Source organism: Actinoplanes sp. NPDC048967 (assembly GCF_040649415.1).
GTDB lineage: Bacteria > Actinomycetota > Actinomycetes > Mycobacteriales > Micromonosporaceae > Actinoplanes.
The window spans coordinates 590,999-610,454 of record NZ_JBEZFL010000001.1 but is presented as its reverse complement, the minus strand read 5'-3'; the positions used below and the strand labels follow the sequence as shown (position 1 = coordinate 610,454).

The window sequence follows — 19,456 nt, the reverse complement described above, 5'->3', positions numbered from 1 at the left end:
TCAGCTGAGCAGGAAGACGGACGCGGCGCCCGTCACCACCACCCCGTTGCGGTGGCGCAGGTAGCGGGTGGGGTCGTCGGCCAGCTGGAGGTGGACGCCGCGGCCCCGCGGCACCCGGCGGAAGCCGGTCGGTGTGCCCGCCTCGATGAGAACCACGCCGTCGACGACCCGCACGTGCCGGTCGGGGAAGTCCACCGACTGCAGGTGCTCGACGTCGCCGGTGGCGGGGACGAAGCGGAACTGGGTCGTGGCGAGCGCGTGGTCCGGCGGGCGGACCACCAGCGCGGTGCCGTCGTGGGTGACGAACTGCCGCGGGGCGTCGGCGGGGGACAGCCGCACGATCGGGCCGCCGGCGCCGACCGGTACGCCGAACAGCGGCGTGCCGTCCGGGTGCCAGTACAGGCGCTGGACCCGGGTGTGCCGGTTGGGGTCGTAGAGCGGGTCACCGGTGATGTCGCGGTAGTCGCGGGCGTGGTAGACCAGCACGTCCGTGACGCCGTCCTCGGCCACCGTGAAGCTGTTGTGGCCGGGGCCGTACCGGTCGGTCTCGGGCCGGGTCACGAAGACCGGGTCCGGGCTCTTGGTCCACGACGAGCGGGCCAGCAGGTCGGCGCGGGCGTCCGCGGTCAGCAGGCCCATGCAGTAGCGGGCGTCGGTGGCGCTGGCCGAGAAGGTCATGAAGATCCGCCCGTTGCGGATCAGCACCGCCGGGCCCTCGTTGACCTTGAAGCCCTGGATCTCCCAGCTCTTCGTGGGAGTGGCGATCCGGGTGGGCTTGGTCCTCAGCGCCCAGGGCGAGCTCATCTCGGCGATGTAGAGGCTGGTGTTGACCGCGATCTCCGGCTCGCTCTGGGCCCACACCAGGTAGCGCCGCCCGCGGTGGGCGAAGGTGGTGGCGTCCAGCGAGAAGCTCTCCCATTCGGTGGCGATCTGGCCCTTGAGCGTCCAGCCGGCCGGGTCGGTGGGGTCGGCCAGTGCCGACTCCAGCACGTACATCCGGATCCGGAAGACGTCGTCGGAGTCGCCGGCGGCGAAGTAGATGTACCACTTGCCGTCGATGCGGTGCAGCTCCGGCGCCCAGATGTGGCCGCCCATCCTCCCGGTCGCCGGGCGCCGCCAGACCACCGACTCGGCCGCGGTGGCCAGCCCGTCGATGGTGGTGGCGCCGCGGACGACGACCCGGTCGTACTCGGGCACCGAGCCGGTGAAGTAGTAACGGCCCCGGTGCCGTGGGGTGATGAACGGGTCGGCGCGCTGCTCAATGAGCGGATCGCGGGTGGTCACGCCGGAGATCTGGGCATCGGTACGGGCTTTGCGGGCCTCCGCCGGGGAGGCGGCCAGGGTGACGCCCAGGCCCACGCCGCCGACAAGAAGGGTACGACGGTTCACGAGGTCTCCCGGATACGCAGGAAGGTCACGGAGTTCGGGGCGAAGGTCCGAGTGAATGTCGACGACAGACCATCGACTGTGGTGGTGACGGGCTGGATGGGCTCGGCGGAGCGGGTGTTCTGCTCCTGCGGGTCGCCGGTGATCACGGTCATCCGGCCCTGCCGGGCCACCTTGCGCCCGCCGAGGTCCACCGTGGTCACGGCCGGCGCGTCCTGCGCGTTGACCACTTTGACGATCAGTTCCCTGGTGGCGTCGTCCCGGGTGATCACTTGGGCGAACGGCTCGGTCACCTGGTCGTCGGTGAAGCTGCCCCACTCGGCCCCGTTGAGGAACAGCCGCACCTGGGTGCCGCGGACCTCGATGCGGATGTCGTACGTGGTCCCGGTGGTGATCGAGTTGGGCTTGGCCAGCACGATCTCCTTGGACCCGCCGGCGCCCTTCTGGATCGCGCCCTGGGTGTTGTTCCAGCCGCCCAGGTTCCACCAGTAGAGCTCGCCGGAGGGCTGCACGCCGAACGCGACCAGGAAGCCCTCGGCGCCGGCCTGCTTGGTGGCCTTGAGCGTCAGGTCGTAGTCGGTGGCGGTGATGTCGCCCGCCTTGACCAGGGTGTCCTGCGCGGCCGTGTCGGTCTGGCGGTAGGTGCCGTCGACGACCGACCAGGAGCCGCGCGGCTCCACCGGCGTCCACTGCCCGGCACCGCCGGAGAAGTCGTCGCTGAACAGCACCTCGCCGTCCGGGGCGGTCACCTTGACGTCGTCGTACGTGGCGGCGGTGGCCCAGGTGGAGAGGCCGACGGCTCCGGTGATGGGCTCGGGCTGGACCACCTTGCCGGTCGACCTGCTGGGCACCACGCGGTCACCCACGTTGGTCATGAACAGCTTCTGCATCTGGTAGCTGGTCGAGCCCCAGGACTCGTCGTTGTCGAACCAGATCAGGTCCGGCTTCCACTGCACGTGGTCGATGTTGGCCAGCAGTGGGGCGTACGAGGCCAGCTTGACCACGTCGGCGTTGCGTTCCAGCCCGGTCATGTACGACGCCTCGGCCAGCGAGTTGGCCAGCTTGTTGTCCAGGGACGCGTACTCGCCGAGGAAGACCTTCGGGCCGTTGCGGTCGTACGAGTCGTAGCGCTTGTTGTTGCCCAGGAACCAGGCCGGGCTGTTGTAGTAGTGCTCGTCGACCATGGCGACCCCGGCGGCCTTGTTCTTGGCCCACAGGTTGTCGAAGGTCGCGCCCTGGTCGTCCGGCCCGGAATTGCTCACCACGACGATCTGCGGATACTTCGCGGCGATGGCCTCGCGGAACTTCAGGAAATTGGCGAAGTACTCGTTCGGCAGGTTCTCCTCGTTGCCCACGGCCACGTGGGTCAGCCCGAACGGCTTCGGGTGGCCCATCCGCGCGCGCAGCTTGCCCCACGTCGAGGTGACCGGCCCGTTGGCGAACTCGATCAGGTCGAGGGCGTCCTGGATGTGGCGTTGCAGCAGCGCCGGGTCGTCGGTCGCCCGGTTCTGCCCGCAGCCGGTGACCAGCGCCGGCAGCACCGGCAGCGGCATCGCCCCGATGTCGGCGGAGAACTGGAAGTACTCGTAGTAGCCCAGCCCGTAGGACTGGTTGTAGCCCCAGAAGTTGGCGTTGGTGGCCCGCGTCTCGACCGGCCCGACCGTGTCCTTCCACTGGTACGAGCGCGCCCGCGGGTAGTTCGCCGCCGCGTCGTAGCCGGCCATGCTGCCGGTGTTGACCAGGCAGCCGCCGGGGAAGCGCACGAAGCCGGGACGCAGCGCGGCGATCTTCTCGGCGAGGTCCTTGCGCAGGCCGTTGGGGCGTCCCTGGTAGGTGTCGCGGGGGAACAGCGAGACCATGTCCAGGCGCAGGGTGCCGGTGCCGCCGGCGAGCACGGCCAGCCGGCCGGCGTCGGTGGTGCGGGTCGCCCGGACGGTGGCCGGGTAGCGCGTCCACGCGTCGCCGCGGACGGTGAGTGAGACCGGCGCGGCAAGGGGCCGGCCGGCGGTGTCGCGCAGGGTCACCGACAGCGGTGTGCCGGCGGGGGAGTCGCTGCGGGCCCAGACCGAGAAGTCGTACGTGGCTCCGCGGGTCACCGCGAAACCGGTGTTGTAGCCCGCGTTCGTGACGCCGTAGCGCCCGCCGGCCGGGTTGGTCAGCGCCAGCTTGAGGTAGGTGCGGTTGCGCTCGTTGAGCCGGGCCGCGTCGTCGACGGTGCTCGCCGTGCCCGCGCCGCCGCCCTCCGCGCCGGGCGTCCAGGCGGTCAGCCCCTGGTAGGCGGCGTTGTCGGCCGGGAGGAACTCGAAGGAGCGGTTGCGGACCAGCTCGGCGTAGAGGCCGCCGTCCGCCGCGAAGTTGATGTCCTCGAAGAAGACGCCGTACATGGAGTCGGCGATCTCCGGTCCGGTGGCCCCCCGGTCGACGGTGATCGTGTAGTCGGGCGGGGCGGCGGCCGGGGCCTGAGCCAGGCCCGGCGCCGCGCCGCCGACGGTGGCGAGCAGCACCGTCACGGTCGCGAGACCGAGGAGCGCACGGTACGGGGACATCTGCGTCCTCCTATGTGAACGTTAACAACGCAGGCCGATTATCTTCGACGCATAACACACCGTCAATGCTTTCGTAACTGAACTTGTTGTTATGAGAGCGGGAGTCCGCGAGTCGTGAAGACCTCGCGCAGCACCTCGGGGCGGTCGGTCATGATGCCGTCCACGCCCAGGTCGAGCAGGCGGCCCATCTCCGCCGGATCGTCGATCGTCCAGACGTGCACCTGCAGACCCAGCCGGTGCGCCCGGGTGAGGAACCGCCGGTCCACGATGGGCACCCGGCCGTGGCGGGTCGGGACCTGGGCCGCGACCGCCGAGGCCGGCAGCCGCAGCGGCGTGCCCGCCCAGGACGCGAGCCGCAGCCGCGCCACCTCGCCCCGGCCCAGCGAGGTCGCCACCCGCGGGCCGGCCAGCGCACGCACCCGGGCCAGTCGCGCATCGCTGAACGAGGCGAGCAGCACCCGGTCCGCGGCGTCGCCACGCCGGATCACGTCGACCGTCGGACCCGTCGCGGTGTCGGCCTTGACGTCGATGTTGAACCGGATCCGCGGCCAGGCGGCCAGCACCTCGTCCAGGCGGGGCACCGCGCCCGCCCCGCCGATCCGCAGCGTCGCCAGGTCGGCCCAGCGCAGGTCGGCCACCCGGCCCGCGGTGCCGGTGAGCCGCTCCAGCGAGGCGTCGTGGAAGACCACCGGTACGCCGTCCGCCGTGGCGTGCACGTCCGTCTCGACGTACCGGAAGCCCAGAGCGATCGCCCGCGCGAACGCCTCCGCCGTGTTCTCGTCGCCGGCGGCGGCCCCGCCGCGATGGGCGAACGCCAGCGGGGTGGGGGAGTCCAGGAAGGGCAGCCGGGCCCCTACAGACACGCGTCGTCCAGCTCGGCCAGCAGTGTGTCCCCGCTCTCCAGCAGCTCGAACCAGGCCGTCGTGCGGGGCAGCTCATGGGTGAAGAAGTAGCGGGCGGCCAGGCGCTTGCCGTCGTAGAACCGACCCTCCCGGCCGGCGGCGGCGCTCGCCTGCTCCAGCCACATCCACGCGATGACGAGGTGGCCGGCGGCGTTCAGGTAGGCGGTGGAGTTGGCCAGCGCTCGTTCCGGGTCGCCGTCCGACCAGAGCTTGCCGGTGACCTCGGCCAGCCGCTCGCAGCCCGCCTCCAGGAGCCGGGCATGGTCGGCGAGCTCGGCCGGCGCGCGCCCGGCGGCCTCGCGCATCGTGCGGACCAGCAGCTTGAGCCCGGCCCCGTCGCGCATGACCACTTTGCGGCCCAGTAGGTCCAGACCCTGGATGCCGTCGGTGCCCTCGTGGATCGGGTTGAGCCGGTTGTCGCGGTAGAACTGCTCGACCGGATACTCCCGGGTGTAGCCGTAGCCGCCGTGCACCTGGATGGCGTGGTCGTTGGCCAGCAGGCACCACTGCGACGGCCACGCCTTGACGATCGGCGTCAGCACGTCCAGCAGCAGTTGCGCCTCGGCGGCGGCCGCGGGGTCACCGGTCTCCTGCTCGTCGACGAGCTTGGCCGCGTACAGGACCAGGGCCAGGCCGCCCTCGACGTAGGTCTTGGACGCCAGCAGCATCCGGCGTACGTCCGGGTGCCGGATGATCGGCACCGGCGGGGCGACCGGATCCTTGCCGGCCACCGGGCGGCCCTGCAGGCGCTCGCGCGCGTACGCCAGCGCGTGCAGATAGCCCGTGTAGCCCAGCGCCACCGCGCCGGCGCCCACGCCGATCCGCGCCTCGTTCATCATCTGGAACATGTAGGCCAGGCCGCGGCCCTCCTCACCGACCAGATACGCCTCGCTGTCGGTGAACGACAGCACCGCGTTGGTCGTGCCCCGGAAGCCCATCTTGTGATTGAGCCCGGCCAGCTCCACGCCGTTGCGCGCGCCCACCCGGCCGTCGTCGCCGACCAGGTGCTTTCCGACGATGAACAGCGACAGGCCCTTGACCCCGGCCGGTGCCCCGGCGACCCGGGCCAGCACCAGGTGCACGATCGTCTCGCTGAGCTCGTGATCGCCGCCGGAGATCCACATCTTGCTGCCGGTGACCCGGTAGCTCCCGTCACCGGCCGGCACCGCCCGCGTGGTGACATCACTCAGCGAGGAGCCGGCCTGGGGCTCGGACAGGCACATCGTGCCGGTGAAGCGGCCCTCCAGCATGGGCGCCACGAACCGGGCGACGTGCTCGGGCGCGGCGTGGGTGAGCAGCAGGTTGGCGTTCGCCATGGTCAGCAGCGGGTACGCCGAGGTGGCGATGTTGGCCGCCTGGAACCAGGCGAAGCAGGCCCGGGCCACCACGTGCGGCAGCTGCAGCCCGCCGACCGCCTCGTCCATCGACCCGGCCAGCAGCCCGGAGTCGTTGAACGCGGCCAGCGCGGCCTTGACCTCCGGGATGATGTGCACCCGCTCGCCGTCGAAGCGCGGCTCCTCGGCGTCGTTGCGCCGGTTGTGGGGCGCGAACTCACGCTCGGCGATCTGCGCGGAGACCTCCAGGAAGGCGTCGAACGTCTCGCGGGAGTGCTCGGCGAAGCGCGGCCGGGCGGTCAGCCCGGCCACGTCGAGCCACTCGTAGAGCAGGAACTCGAGGTCGCGCTGCGAGAGGATGTTGGACGCCATCAGCCCACCCTAGCGTCAGCCGTTCAGCCGGCCCGGCGGCCGTTGTCGACGTGCGCCACGAAGTCCAGCACGGCGCCGGCGAGTGCCTCGGGGGCCTCCTGCGCCACGAAATGGCCGACGCCCTCGAGGCGTACGGCGGTGAGCTCGCCCGCGCTCACCTGGCGGAAGGTCTGCTCGGTGAACGGCGCGCTGAACGCGTCGACGGTGAGCACCGGCATGGTCAGCGGACGCTCCTCGGCCAGGGCCCGGGTGCTGCCCGCGTCGGCGAAGACGGCCTGGTAGAGACCGGCCGTGCCGCGCCAGCCGCCGGGGCGTGCGTACGACCGGGTGAACTCGTCGATGTCGGCCTCGGTGACGGCGTCCTCGACCGCGGTCATCTGTGGGTAGGCCCAGTCGGCGAGCAGCCGCCGTTCGTGGCCGGGCAGGAGCATCTCCGGGATGCCCGGGGCGGCGAGGAAGCCGACGTGCCACGAGCCGCCGTGGTTGACGTCGGCCAGGCTCTCCAGCCCGTAGCCGGCCAGGGTGGACTCGACCGCGGTGAGGCTCAGGACATCGTCGGGATGCGTGGCGGCGAAGCGGAAACCGAGGCCGCCGCTGATGTCCTGGCACAGCAGGTGGACCGGTCCGGCGCCGAGCTGCCCGGTCAGGTGGTGCAGGTCCTCGGCCGCGGTGGCGTCGTCGTAGTCGCCGTCGGCGGTGCCCGAGTCACCGAACCCGCGCAGGTCGACGGCGAAGACCCGGTGCGTCGTGGCCAGCAGTGGGATCAGCTTGTGGAAGGCCCACCAGGTCTCCGGCCACCCGTGCACGAGCAGGATCGCGGAGCCGGTCGTCCCGGCCGAGACGTAGTGCAGCCGGGCGCCGTTGACGTCGGCGACATGGTGGGTGACGCCGGGGATGGTGGCTCCGACGGGCGCGACGACGGGCATGGTTGGCTCCTCAGATAGACAGCCTAGGTGTCGATTAAGGTAGACACCCAGGCTGTCTTTGTCAAAGGCTTAGGCTGCCCGCATGTCCCGATCCGGCGCCGACCTCGCTCTGCTCCTGCTGGGCGGATTCCGTGACCTGGCCGACCGCGCGACGGCCGAGCTCGCCGCGCGGGGCTACCGGGACGTCCGGCCGGTGCACGACTTCGCGCTGCGGGCGATCCTGTCCGGCGCGGACAGCGCCTCCGAGCTCGGCCGGCGGATGTCCGTGGCCAAGCAGTCCGCGGCCAAGACGATCGCCGGGCTGGAGGAGCGCGAGTTCGTGCGGCGCGAGCCCGACCCGGCCGACCGGCGGCGGATCCGCCTGACGGTCACCGGGCACGGGCTCGCGATGCTGCGCGAGGGGGAAGCGATCTTCGACGAGTTGCGCGGGCAGTGGGAACAGCAGGTGGGGACGGACTCCGTCAAGGCGCTCGAGGAGACCCTCGGCCGGCTGCTCGCCGGCAACACCGTCCGGCTGGACACGCCGGGCTGGCTCATGCGGGACCTGTCCGGCGAGAGCTGATCCGCCCCCGGCCGCGCTCAGCCGCAGCGCCGGCCGCTGTTGACGCAGGCGGCGATCTTGCTCATCTGCCGGTCGGTGTTGACGTTGACGTAGTCGTTGTGGTCCGAGAACGGGTTGTGGTTCTCCTCGGGGAACGAGTCGAGCGCGTACTGGCCCTTCTCCTGCACGTCGCGCGGGATGTCGTAGGAGATGCTGATCCGCAGCTGCGGGATGGCCCGGAAACCCCGCGGGCAGGAACCGGCCCGGTCGGCGAAGGCCAGGTGCGCACGGTGGTTGTCGCTGTCGATGTCCTGGCCGTTCCAGCAGCCGGGGAAGTCCTGCACGCGCATCACCTTGCTGCCGGCCGGGCAGATCGGGTACTTGTCCGACAGCCGGTCGGCGAAGCCGGAACAGGTCCAGGTCGCGCGGGCGTTGGCCGGGCCCCGGCTGGTGGGCTTGGCGTCACCGGTCAGCGCCCGCAGGAAGCGCGGCATCGGGGTGACCTTGGCGGTGGCGTTGCCGCGGTACTCGATCAGCACGGCGGCGGGGCGGACGATGGCGCCGGTGTTGCCGGGCAGTTCCAGGTTCGGGCCGCTGGGCGCCGGGAGTTCCTTGCCGCCACCCGCGGCCGGAGGCTGCTTGCCGCCACCCGCGGCCGGGGGCGGGGCGTCCTGTCCCTTGCCGACGGTGCAGGCGGCGAGCTGGTCCAGCCCGGCCGGCCGGGCGGCGCGGCGGCTGATGGCGATGACGATCCGGTCGATCGTCGCGGTCCGCTTGGCCTGCAGGGCGCCCAGCACACCGCCGTCGCCCGGCGCTTGCACCAGGCGCTCGTCCGCCTGGGCGATCTGCCGGTCCAGCTCGGCCAGGTTGCGGTCGACCTCGGCCAGGGCCTGATCCGGTACGGCCGGGAGCTTGTCCCGCACCGACGGGCACCGCACGTTCGGGTTGGCGACGCTGCGCGTGGCCGCGGTGCCGTGCCCGGCGTGCAGGCCGTCGTAACTGACCTCGCACTCCACCAGTGACACCAGGCGCCCCGACCGGCCGTTGAGCAGAGCGCTGAGCTTCTTCAGGATCCGGGCCCGTTCCGCCCGCAGCGGCTTGATGACCGAGTTGTTGAAGCCGGCGTCGATCTGCCCGCGGCTCGCGGCGATCCGGTCGTTGGCCGCGGCCAGGCTCCGGTCCAGCTTCGCGAGCTGCCGGTCGACCGCCGCCCGGGACCCGGCCGGGACGGCGGGCAGCTTGTCGCGGACCTGGGGGCAGGAGACCGTCGGCACGGTCGTGGGCAGCGCCGCCGCGGTATCGGCCCGGACCGCCTTGTCGATCCGGACGACCGGCCAGAAGTACGAGGACTTGTCACCGTTGCGGCACGTGGTGCCGGCGGCGGCCAGGGCCTCGTCCGGGGTGTCCGCGGTGATCGCCTGGTTGCCCACGAAGTCGTGGACGTGCTCGGCGCCGTTCTTGATGCCCGGCTGCGCGACGGGGTTGTCCGGGCTGAACTTGCCGTTGCCGTTGGTGCCGCAGTCCACGGTGAAGGTGCCGGTGGCGGCTCCCCGCCGCGGCTTCGGCGTCACGACGTTCGGCGCCACCTTGGCGATGGGCACGTAGTCGGCGAGGCTGGTCTCCGCCGAGGCCTCGCCCTTGCCGCCGCTGGACACGAAGTAGCCAGTGGCTCCCGCGGTCACGATCAGTGTGGCGGCGACGGCGACCAGCCGTGCCCGACTGGTCCTGCTGCTGACCCTCATGGTGATTTCCCTCCGGACGCGGCAGGCCGGACGGCCCGCTGCGCCGGTGGATACGCCGGGAGGATCGACGCCGATCGGTTCGCGGAGGTGGCGTCACCGGTCGGTAAGATCCGGTCGCCGTGTGTGGTGAGGTGGTTGCGTTGCGTCTCAGTCGCGGGGCGGGCGGGTGCTGTCGCGGACGATGAGCTCGGTGGCCAGCTCGATCCGGGGCGCCTGGATCTCCTCGCCGCGGGCCAGCCGCAGGATGCTGCGGGCGGCGAGGCCGCCCATCTCGGCCAGCGGCTGCCGGACCGTGGTGAGCGGCGGCGACGCCCAGCGCGCCTCGGGCAGGTCGTCGAAGCCCACCACGCTCAGGTCGTCCGGCACGCGCAGGCCGCGCTGCCGGGCCGCCTCGTGCACGCCGAGCGCCATCGTGTCGCTGGAGGCGAAGATCGCGGTCGGCGGGTCGGCCATGGCCAGCAGCGACGCGCCGCCGGCGAAGCCCGAGTCGTAGAGGAAGTCGCCCTGGCGGATCAGACCCTCGTCCGGGGTGAGCCCGGCGGCCTCCAGGCCCGCGCGGTAGCCGTCCAGCCGGGCCCGGCTGCACAGCAGGTTCTTCGGGCCGGCGACGAAGCCGACCCGGCGGTGTCCGAGCTGCACGAGGTGCTGGGTCGCGGACAGGCCGCCGGCCCAGTTGGTCGCGCCGATCGTCGGTACGTCGACCATGGCGCCGCCGGCCGGGTCGATCACCACGACCGGGATGTTGAGCCGCTGGAGCTCCGCGTAGACCGGCGTGCTCACGTCGGAAGTAACGAAAATCACGCCGTCGGAGGCCCGGGCGTAGAGGTTCTGCAGCCATTGCCGGGTCGCGGTGCTGCGGCGGTGCACCGCCGAGACGACCGTGCCGACCCCGGAGGTGTGCATGACGTCCTCGACGCCCCGGATGAGCTCGACCGCCCACGGGCTGTCCAGGTCGTTGAAGACCAGGTCGACCAGAGCCGCCTTGCCGGCCTGCTGGCGGGAGGCCCGCCGCCGGTATCCGTGCTGCTTGAGCAGGTTCTCCACGGTCTCGCGGGTCTGCGGCGACACGTCGGCGCGGCCGTTGAGCACCCGGGAGACCGTGGGTACCGAGACCCCGGCTTCGCGGGCGATCGCGGCGATGGTCACGCGGGCCACTGGCGTCTCCTCGTAAGTTTCGGATGCAGTTTTCGGAAGTATTCCACAGTCCTTCGCGGAAAACATGAAACGTATTAGGGCTCGCGAATACAGATCGCGCCCGGACTCCGTCTCTCCCGTCACCCCGTCGGATGATCGCCGTACCTTTTGTGGCCTTTCGGAGGATCATCCGAGCCGTTTGCCGGGTCGGCGCTCGCGTCCTTTGGGCGTGGGCGCCGTTAGTTTGCGTTGTGCGTAATAACCGAAATGGCCGAAAATCTGTCGTACGCCGGCTGGTCCTCGTCGGCGTCACCACCGTCGTCGCCGCCGTGGGCGGTGTCGCCCTCGCCGAGGTCGTGTCGGGCCGACCGGCACCGTCGCCGTCGTTCAACGGCCCGGTGTACGCGCTCGCGCACCGCGGTGACGTGGTCTACGTCGGCGGCAACTTCACCGGCGCCCTGATCGGGGGCAAGACCGTGGCCCGGCAGCGGCTCGCGGCCTACGACGCGCGGACCGGCGCTCTGCTGGCCTGGAACCCCGGAGCCGACGCCACCGTGCGGGCCCTGGCCGTCGACGGCACCACCGTCTACGCCGCCGGTGACTTCGACAAGGTCGCCGGCATGGCCCGCGACGCCGTCGCCGCGATCGACGCGGGCACCGGCAAGCCGACCACCCTCAAGCACACCGTGCTGGGCCAGCCCAACGCCCTCGCGGTCGGCAACGGCCGGCTCTACATGGCCGGCCGGCTCACCTCCGTCGACGGCGCGCCGCGAACCAATCTGGCCGCGTTCTCGCTGGCCACCGGCGCGCTCGACGGCTGGGCGCCGACCACCGACAACACCGTGAACGCGCTGGCCGTCTACGGCAACCGGGTCTACCTGGGCGGCGGCTTCCACAAGACCAACGGGGTCAGCTCCACGCTGCGGCTCACCGCGGTCGACGGCAGCACCGCGCAGCTGGACAAGAGCTTCCTGCCCAAGCCGGTCTCGCAGGTCTTCGCGCTGACCGCCGACGCCAACGGCGTGTACGCCGCCCTCGGCGGCCAGGGCGGCCGGGCCGTCGCCTACACCTTCGGCGGCGCGGCCCGCTGGACCCGGGTCTTCGACGGCGACGCGCAGGCGATCGCCACCCTCGACGGCACGACATACGTCGGCGGCCACTTCGACAAGGCCTGCACCACGACCAACAACGGCGTCAAGGGCGTCTGCACCGACGGTTCCGTACCGCGGGTCAAGCTCGCCGCCGTGGACGGTGCCGGCAACCTGACCGATTGGGCGCCGCAGGCCAACGGGGTGGTGGGGGTCCGGACGCTGGCCGCGAACCCGGCCATCGGCCTGCTCGGCATCGGCGGTGACTTCACCACGGTGGCCGGTTCCGCGCAGAAGCGCTACGCCGCCTTCGGGGGCCCGAACTCGCCCGAGGCGGGGCCGGTCGCCCCGGCGTCGCCGTACGTGGCGTCGTACAACTTCGACTCCACCGTCACCGACGGCACGTTCGACGACGGTTCCGGCCACGGTCACCTGCTCAAGGCCCTGGCGGTCAACGGCGGCGCGGTCAGGACCGTCCCGCACGGCGCCGGGCAGGGCATCGCCTTCCCGGCCAAGTGCGCGGGCACCGCGTGTGCCCGGGTCGTGCTGCAGGCCACCGACGTGCCGGACCTCAACCCCGGCCGCAAGGACCTGCGGTACGGCGCGAACGTGTTGCTCTCACCGGCCGAGACCTCGTCGGGCGAGAACGTCATGCAGAAGGGCTACTCCACCGCCGGCGGCCAGTACAAGCTCCAGGTCGACGGCATCTCCGGCAAGCCCAGCTGCGTGCTGAGCGACAAGACCGACCCGGCCATCCACGTCGCCAAGAGCCAGACGTCGGTCGCGGACGGCGACTGGCACACCATCGAGTGCCGGCGGACCGGCACCACGCTGAGCATCCTGGTCGACGACAAGGAGAGCGCGAGCGCGACGGTGCCGGCGACGCTCGAGGTCGTCACCGCGCAGCCGCTGAGCATCGGCGGTAAGGGCACGGGCGTGAACAACGACCAGTTCCACGGCAGCCTCGACGACGTCTGGATCAGCGTCGGCTGACAGCCGCATCCGGGAGGCACGGCGGGTCCCACCGCCGTGCCTCCCACCGGCAGGGTGTGGCCGGCCCCCGTACGGGCTGCCCATACTCGGTGCCATGGACGCGAAACGACAGCTCGGCGAGTTCCTGCAGACCCGGCGCTCGCAGCTGCGGCCCCAGGACGTGGGGCTGAGCACGTACGGCGACCGGCGCCGCGTGCCGGGTCTGCGCCGCGAGGAGCTGGCGCTGCTGGCCGGGGTCAGCGCGTCCTATTACTCCCGGCTGGAGCAGGGCCAGTCGTCCAACGCCTCACCGGAGGTGCTGGACGCGATCGCCCGGGCCCTGCGGCTCGACGACGCCGAACGCGCCCACCTGCGGGAGCTGGCCGCCGGGACCCGCGGCGGCACCACGCGACGCCGTCCCGCCCCGGAACGGGTCACGCCCGCGGTCCGGCAACTGGTGGGCGCGCTCGGCGACGTACCGGTGGTGGTGCTGGGCCGGCACAGTGACGTGCTCGCCTGGAACGCCGCCGGGCACGCCCTGTTCGCCGGGCACCTCGACGTGGCCGCCCCCGACAGCCGGCACCGGCCCAACATGGCCCGCCTGGTCTTCCTCGACGAGCACACCCGCGAGCTGTACGCCGACTGGCCGGCCAAGGCCCGCGCCGTGGTGGCGACGCTGCGGATGGCCTCGGGGCACTTCCCGGACGACCCGCTGTTCGCCGGGCTGGTCGGTGAGCTGTCGATGAAGAGTCCGCAGTTCGCCGCGATGTGGGCCGACCACCGGGTCAAGGCCCTGGGCGACGCCGTCTACGAGATGCGCCACCCGCTGGTCGGCGCTCTCACGGTCACCCAGCAGACCCTGCGCACCGAACACGCGCAGGTCCTGGTGGTCGCGACCACCGAACCCGGGTCGCCGTCCCAGACGGCGTTGACGTTGCTGGTGCACAGCACGGCGACGAGCGGCACTGTGCCGGCCGAGCGGGCGCTCACCGACTGACCTTTCCTTCTCTCCGCGGGTGCTCCGACGACGAGCGCCGGACCCCGTACGCCCTCAACCCCTCTGGAGCGACCATGCACGAGATCAAGCTCGGCGACGTCACGGTGACCCGTGTGGAGGAGATGCACGGGCCGATCATGGCGCCGGGCGCCTTCTTCCCGGAGCTGCCGGCGGACGCCTGGCCGGAGCATCGCGACCTGCTGGTGCCCGACCACCTCGGGGCCGGCGACGACCTGGTGCACGCGGCCATGCAGACCTGGCTGCTGCGCAGCGAGGGCCGCACGATCCTGGTCGACACCGGCGTCGGCAACGACAAGACCCGCCCGTCGGTGCCGATGTGGGACCACCTTGACCGGGACTTCCTGGACCGGCTCGCGACCGCCGGGGTACGCCCGGAGGACGTAGACCTGGTCGTGAACACCCACCTGCACGCCGACCACGTCGGCTGGAACACCCGGCTGGTGGACGGGCGGTGGGTGCCGACGTTCCCGAACGCCACGTACCTGATGCCGCGGGCGGACTACCAGCCCCGGACGGCGGGCGACGCCTTCGAGGACAGCGTCGTCCCGGTCCACGAGTCCGGTCAGGCCCGGTTCTTCCAGGACACGTACGTGATCGACGCGAACCTGCGGCTGGCGGCGGCGCCCGGGCACACGCCCGGCTCCGCCGTGATCAAGCTCAGCTCGGGTGACGACCGGGCGTTGTTCGCCGGGGACCTGCTGCACACGCCGTTGCAGCTGCTGTACCCCGAGCACAACAGCTGCTTCTGCGAGGACCCCGCGGCGGCCCGGGTCAGCCGTCGCCGGCTGCTGGGATGGGCGGCCGACGCCGGTGCGCTGGTGCTGCCGGCGCACATCAGCGGCCACAGCGCTTTCGAGGTGAGCCACCGCGGCGACGCGTTCGCCGTCAAGCAGTGGGCGCCGTTCCCTCGTTACTGACGCGACCACCGGGTGGAGGGCCGGCACCGGCCCTCCACCCCGGGTCCCTGCGGCTGAGGATGGAAGCCGCAGAGGGGCTATCCCGTGTACGCCTCCAGCGTCGACAGCTGACCGGCCGGCCACCCCGTGTTGGCCGTCACGGTGATCCGGACGTAGCGGACCGTGGCGCTCGGGAAGGTCACCGTCACCTGGTTGCCGCCGGCCGGGTTGAACGTGCGGCCCGTCGCGGCGGACAGGGTGGTGAACGCGCCGCCGTCGGTGCTGCCCTGCACGGCGATGGTCTGGGTGCGGGTCTCCCAGCCGGGTGGCAGGCGCAGGACCAGGCGGGACACCGGCGTCGACGCGCCCAGGTCCACCTGCAGCCACTGCGGGAACGCGTTGTTCGCGCTCTCCCAGTACGAGCTCGGATTGCCGTCGACGGCGTTGCCCGAGCCGTACACCTGGGTGTGGCTGCTCTCCGCGGTCGGCCGGCCCGCGGCCAGGTCGCGCGCCGGGTCGGGGCCCGGCCCGGGGCCGCCGCCGAGCACCGGTGGGGTCGGGCGGGTCGCGGTCAGCGCCAGCCGGCCCTTGAGCATCCGGCCGCCGTCGGCGGTGATCCGCAGGTAGTAGTCGGCCGAGCAGGCGGTGCCGTCCTCGTCGAGGGCCCGGATGCCCGAACCGGCCGGCACGTACGCCGCGGTGGGTGCCGTCTTGGCGATCTGGTTGCCCTCGTTGAACTCGTCGAACATGGACACGTACAGGCCCTGGGAGCCGAGCCGGATCATGTTGTAGAGGCTGCGCCAGTAGTAGTCGCCGTGCCGGCGGTGCCCGGACGACAGGTCGCCCGGCAGCACGCAGGGCTGGTAGTCGATGCCGTGCGCCTGGCAGTCGGCGTAGTCCCCGACGTTGGCGTTGGCGTAGTACGAGTCCAGGTCGGCCGGGGTGGCCGCCCGGCCCACCATCCACGGCGAGATCATGTGGAAGGCGTGGTAGACGTCGGCGAAGCCCGGGCGCGAGTCGTTGATGCCCTGGCGCCACCACGTCGGCACCCCGCCGATGACGTAACAACCCTGTGCCTTGAACCAGTTGATGACGTCCAGGCAGGGGGCCGGGGTGAACGGGCGGCCGGGGTCGTCGAAGCCGAAACCCCAGATGCAGACGACCGGCTTGCCGTTCTGCCGGGCGTACGCGGGTGACGCCGTGTGCGCGGCCATCTTGGTCAGCCAGTCGTTCTTGATCTCCTGCTGCATCGCGGTCCAGCCGGTGACGTCGTACATGATGTAGAACTTGCGGCCGGTCGCCTCGGCCGCGCCGCGGACCTTGACCGTCATGGCGTCGCGGGTCGGGCCCTCGTCGCCGGTCGGGTTGAAGCGCTGCAGCGCCGCCGTGTCGATGTCGTAGTCGCGCATCCAGCGGAAGTGCGTGTCGACCGTCTGCTGGTCGTAGGAGGAGAACAGCCGGGCGCTCTGACCGTTGCCGAGATTCGGGTAGGCCGTGGGGTAGCCGTGCTGCAGGTCGGTCAGATCCGGCCAGGACACGATCGTGGTGTTGGCGGGGGACGGCGGCTGGAAGCGGTCGCGGCTCCAGTGCCACCAGCCGCCGATCGGGGCGCCGTCGCCGGGGCAGGAGAACCAGCCCTGGTAGCCGACGGTGATCTTGCCGACGACGTCGCCGGGCGGGGAGGCGGCGCCGGCCGGGCGGGCGAACAGGGCGGGGGAGGCGGCCGCGGCGGAGCCGGCGGCCATCGTGGACAGCACGGTACGGCGGGAGACGGGCACGGGGATGCTCCGATCCGATCCGACTTAGGGATGGAGGGGGATGTCGGATCGACGGTCATCGTGACAGCGCACGACACAGTCCCGCAATAGTTGAACCAACTTCTGAAACAATCGTGATACTCGCCCGCAAGAATGCGCCTGGCCGCGCCGGGACCCACGATCGGACCCCGGCGCGGCCGGTCGAGCGATCAATGCGAAAGGGCCGGCACAGCCTCGGGCACGCCCGGCGGGATCTCGTCGGCCCTGGCGGCCGGGTGGCGGGGCAGCCACAACGCCACGACGCCGCCGGCCGCCACGATGCAGGCGCCGACGATCACCGCGGGGACCAGCCCGTCGACGAAGGCCTGCCGGCTGGTGTAGTCACCGGTGGAGGTGAAGATGGAGGCCAGCACCGCGATGCCGACGGCCACCCCCAGCTCGCGGATGGTGTTGTTGGCCCCGGAGGCGACGCCGCGTTCGCGGGCCGTGACGCTGGCCAGGGCCATGGTGCTGATCGGCGCGAAGGTCAGCCCCATGCCGACCCCGCTGAGCACGAACGCGATCACCAGGTCGCCGTAGCTCACCTCGGTCGTGATGGCCAGGGCGATCCACAGGATGCCCGCGGCCAGCAGCGCCTGGCCCGCCACGATCAGGTTCCGCACGCCGAGGCGGTCGGCGAAGATGCCGGCCAGCGGCGCCACCACCATCGGCGCCATCGTCCACGGCAGGGTGCGGATGCCGGCGTCCAGCGGGCTCAGCCCCTGCACCACCTGGAAGAACTGGGCCAGCAGGAAGACCGCGCCGAAGGTGCCGGCCGAGAACGTCAGCGTGACGACGTTGACCAGGCTGAAGCCCCGCGAGCGGAACAGCGACAGCGGCAGCATCGGCGCGCTGTTGCGGCGCTGCCAGACCACGAACGCGGTGAGCAGCACGGCGCCACCGGCCAGCATGGACAGCACCCGGGCTGAGGACCAGCCGTGGTCCGGACCGTCCACCACGCCCCAGACCAGCAGCAGCATGCCGGCGGCGGAGAGCAACAGGCCCAGCGGGTCGAGCCGGACGGCACCGCCGCGCGACTCGGGCAGCACGGTCGCGGCCAGCAGCACGGCCACGACGCCGACCGGTACGTTGAGCCAGAAGATCCAGGACCAGTCGAGACCCTCGACCACGGCGCCGCCGACCACCGGGCCGACCGCGACCCCGAGACCGCTGATGCCGCCCCAGATCCCGACCGCCGCGCTGCGCAGCCGGTCCGGGACCGCCTGGGCCAGCAGGGTCAGCGACAGCGGGGCGACCGCGGCGCCGCCCAGGCCCTGCACCGCGCGGGACGCGGTCAGCATCCACGACTCGGTGCTCAGTGCGGCGGCGGCCGACGCCAGCGTGAACAGCACGATCCCGGCCAGGAACATCCGGCGGCGGCCGATTCGGTCGCCGATGGCGGCCGCGGTGAGCAGGAAGGCGGCGAAGGGCAACGTGTACGCGTTGACGAACCACTGCAGGTCGGTGACCGAGGCACCGAGGTCCGCGCGGATCACCGGCAGCGCCGTGGTGACCACCAGATTGTCCAGCGTGACCATGAAAATCGGGATGCCGACGGCGGCCAGGACCGCGGCGAGAGGGCGGGGCCGGCCGGGCGCAGCCGCTTGGGTGGACATCGGATCTCCCTAGTTGTTATTCACTGATAACTAGCTGCCGCCCACCGTAGTTATCAACTGATAACCTGTCAACGTGACCAGGACCCGTCTCACCGCCGAGGAGCGCCACGAGCAGCTGGTGGCCGCCGCTGTCACCGCCTTCGCCCGCGGTGGCTACGCCGGCACCACCACCGACCAGGTGGCCCGGCTGGCCGGCGTCTCGCAGCCGTACGTGATCCGGCTCTTCGGCACCAAGCAGGCGCTGTTCCTGGCCGCCGCCGAGCACGCCACCGACCGCGTGGAGCAGCGCTTCCGGCAGGCCGCCGCCGAGCGGGCGGATCTGGAGAGCCTGGGCATCGCCTACGACGACCTGCTGGCCGAGCGGGACCTGATCACGGTGCTGTTGCACGCCTTCGCCGCCGGTGCCGATCCGGCGCTCGGGCCCACGGTGCGGGCCTGCTTCGGCCGGATCTACCGCACGGTCCGGGAGCTGACCGGCGCTGACCAGGAGGAGGCCCGCGGCTTCCTGGCGTCCGGCATGCTGCTCACCGTGCTGGGGGTCCTGCAGATCATCGGCCCGGACGCGGTGCCCCGCGAGCCGTGGATGACCGAGCTGATCGGCGTCCACAACGAGAAGAAGGGCTGGCTCGGGCCCGCGCCGGCATAGTTCGTGCCACGAATGTTCCCGCCTACAATGGCCCGGTGGACAGTGCGGACGAGGGCCGGATCGGGGTGGTGGCCGCCCTGGTGCGGGCCACGTTCCTGGTCAATGCGGTCTATGCGGAATCGGGGCGGGAGCACGGCCTGACCCCGCAGCAGGGACAGTTGCTGTGCGTGCTGATGAGCGGGCCGCGCGGTATGGGTGAGCTGACCACGATGCTCGCCCTGGCCAAGTCGAGCCTCACCGGCCTGGTGGACCGCACCGAACGCAACGGGCTGGTCAGGCGCGAGCCTGATCCCCGCGACACGAGGGCGGTGCGGGTCGCGCTGACCCCGCACGGCAGCCGGCTCGCCGCCGGGTTCTATGCCGAGACCTGCCGCCGGGTGGCGCGGTTGGCCGCGGGCCTGGACGACGCCGGACGCGACGCGCTGTCCGGGCTGCTCGGCGCTGTCATCCGGGACAACAAGGTCCCCGAGGTGTTCCTGGAGCCGGAGGTTGCAGTTCGTAGCACGAACTAATACAGTTCGTGCCGCGAACTATAGGCCAT

At 71.8% G+C, this 19,456-nt stretch carries 15 protein-coding genes; 6 read left to right on the top strand and 9 right to left on the bottom strand.

Annotation, left to right across the window (positions count from 1 at the left end; translation table 11 throughout):
• From AB0C12_RS02920 to AB0C12_RS02900, 5 genes are all read right to left on the bottom strand, one after another.
• Window positions 1-1,389, bottom strand: a complete 1,389-nt coding sequence (locus tag AB0C12_RS02920) for a family 43 glycosylhydrolase (RefSeq protein ID WP_360543492.1) — start codon at window positions 1,387-1,389, stop codon at window positions 1-3.
• Window positions 1,386-3,932: an alpha-L-arabinofuranosidase C-terminal domain-containing protein gene (locus AB0C12_RS02915; RefSeq protein WP_360543490.1), complete on the bottom strand. Its 2,547-nt coding sequence runs from the start codon at window positions 3,930-3,932 to the stop codon at window positions 1,386-1,388. Before AB0C12_RS02915 ends, AB0C12_RS02920 begins: the two co-directional genes overlap by 4 nt.
• Before the next feature lie 89 nt (window positions 3,933-4,021).
• Window positions 4,022-4,795, bottom strand: coding sequence for a glycerophosphodiester phosphodiesterase (locus AB0C12_RS02910; protein WP_360543488.1), 774 nt, complete (start codon window positions 4,793-4,795; stop codon window positions 4,022-4,024).
• Window positions 4,786-6,540: an acyl-CoA dehydrogenase gene (locus tag AB0C12_RS02905; protein ID WP_360543486.1), complete on the bottom strand. Its 1,755-nt coding sequence runs from the start codon at window positions 6,538-6,540 to the stop codon at window positions 4,786-4,788. The genes AB0C12_RS02910 and AB0C12_RS02905 overlap by 10 nt, the downstream gene beginning before the upstream one ends.
• Window positions 6,541-6,563: 23 nt before the next feature.
• Window positions 6,564-7,466, bottom strand: a complete 903-nt coding sequence (locus AB0C12_RS02900; protein WP_360543484.1) for an alpha/beta hydrolase — start codon at window positions 7,464-7,466, stop codon at window positions 6,564-6,566.
• An 82-nt stretch (window positions 7,467-7,548) separates the two neighbouring features.
• Here AB0C12_RS02900 and AB0C12_RS02895 point away from each other — a divergent pair, with 82 nt between their 5' ends.
• Window positions 7,549-8,028 carry a MarR family transcriptional regulator gene (locus AB0C12_RS02895; RefSeq protein WP_360543482.1) on the top strand — a complete coding sequence of 160 codons (480 nt, stop codon included), beginning with the start codon at window positions 7,549-7,551 and terminating at the stop codon, window positions 8,026-8,028.
• 17 nt (window positions 8,029-8,045) lie between these two features.
• On the opposite strand, the gene AB0C12_RS02890 is transcribed toward AB0C12_RS02895, so the two are convergent.
• Window positions 8,046-9,749, bottom strand: coding sequence for a DUF1996 domain-containing protein (locus tag AB0C12_RS02890; protein WP_360543480.1), 1,704 nt, complete (start codon window positions 9,747-9,749; stop codon window positions 8,046-8,048).
• Window positions 9,750-9,896: 147 nt separating this feature from the next.
• Window positions 9,897-10,904, bottom strand: a complete 1,008-nt coding sequence (locus AB0C12_RS02885) for a LacI family DNA-binding transcriptional regulator (RefSeq protein ID WP_360543478.1) — start codon at window positions 10,902-10,904, stop codon at window positions 9,897-9,899.
• A gap of 230 nt (window positions 10,905-11,134) precedes the next feature.
• Here AB0C12_RS02885 and AB0C12_RS02880 point away from each other — a divergent pair, with 230 nt between their 5' ends.
• The 3 genes from AB0C12_RS02880 to AB0C12_RS02870 all read left to right on the top strand — a co-directional run bounded on the left by AB0C12_RS02880 (window position 11,135) and on the right by AB0C12_RS02870 (window position 14,878).
• On the top strand, window positions 11,135-12,964 hold the full coding sequence (locus tag AB0C12_RS02880; RefSeq protein ID WP_360543476.1) for a LamG domain-containing protein: 1,830 nt from the start codon (window positions 11,135-11,137) through the stop codon (window positions 12,962-12,964).
• Window positions 12,965-13,058: 94 nt separating this feature from the next.
• On the top strand, window positions 13,059-13,940 hold the full coding sequence (locus AB0C12_RS02875; RefSeq protein ID WP_360543474.1) for a helix-turn-helix transcriptional regulator: 882 nt from the start codon (window positions 13,059-13,061) through the stop codon (window positions 13,938-13,940).
• A 74-nt stretch (window positions 13,941-14,014) separates the two neighbouring features.
• The gene (locus AB0C12_RS02870) at window positions 14,015-14,878 is read left to right on the top strand and encodes an MBL fold metallo-hydrolase (protein ID WP_360543472.1); all 864 of its coding nucleotides are present in this window, start codon (window positions 14,015-14,017) and stop codon (window positions 14,876-14,878) included.
• A gap of 77 nt (window positions 14,879-14,955) precedes the next feature.
• On the opposite strand, the gene AB0C12_RS02865 is transcribed toward AB0C12_RS02870, so the two are convergent.
• On the bottom strand, window positions 14,956-16,635 hold the full coding sequence (locus AB0C12_RS02865; protein ID WP_360543470.1) for a discoidin domain-containing protein: 1,680 nt from the start codon (window positions 16,633-16,635) through the stop codon (window positions 14,956-14,958).
• A gap of 188 nt (window positions 16,636-16,823) precedes the next feature.
• Window positions 16,824-18,269, bottom strand: coding sequence for a DHA2 family efflux MFS transporter permease subunit (locus tag AB0C12_RS02860; RefSeq protein WP_360543468.1), 1,446 nt, complete (start codon window positions 18,267-18,269; stop codon window positions 16,824-16,826).
• Between the two features lie 73 nt (window positions 18,270-18,342).
• Here AB0C12_RS02860 and AB0C12_RS02855 point away from each other — a divergent pair, with 73 nt between their 5' ends.
• Both AB0C12_RS02855 and AB0C12_RS02850 read left to right on the top strand, forming a co-directional pair.
• A complete protein-coding gene (locus tag AB0C12_RS02855) occupies window positions 18,343-18,915 on the top strand; it encodes a TetR/AcrR family transcriptional regulator (RefSeq protein ID WP_360543466.1) in 573 nt (190 codons plus the stop codon).
• A gap of 35 nt (window positions 18,916-18,950) precedes the next feature.
• Window positions 18,951-19,427: a MarR family transcriptional regulator gene (locus tag AB0C12_RS02850; RefSeq protein ID WP_360543464.1), complete on the top strand. Its 477-nt coding sequence runs from the start codon at window positions 18,951-18,953 to the stop codon at window positions 19,425-19,427.
• Window positions 19,428-19,456: the final 29 nt, after the last annotated feature.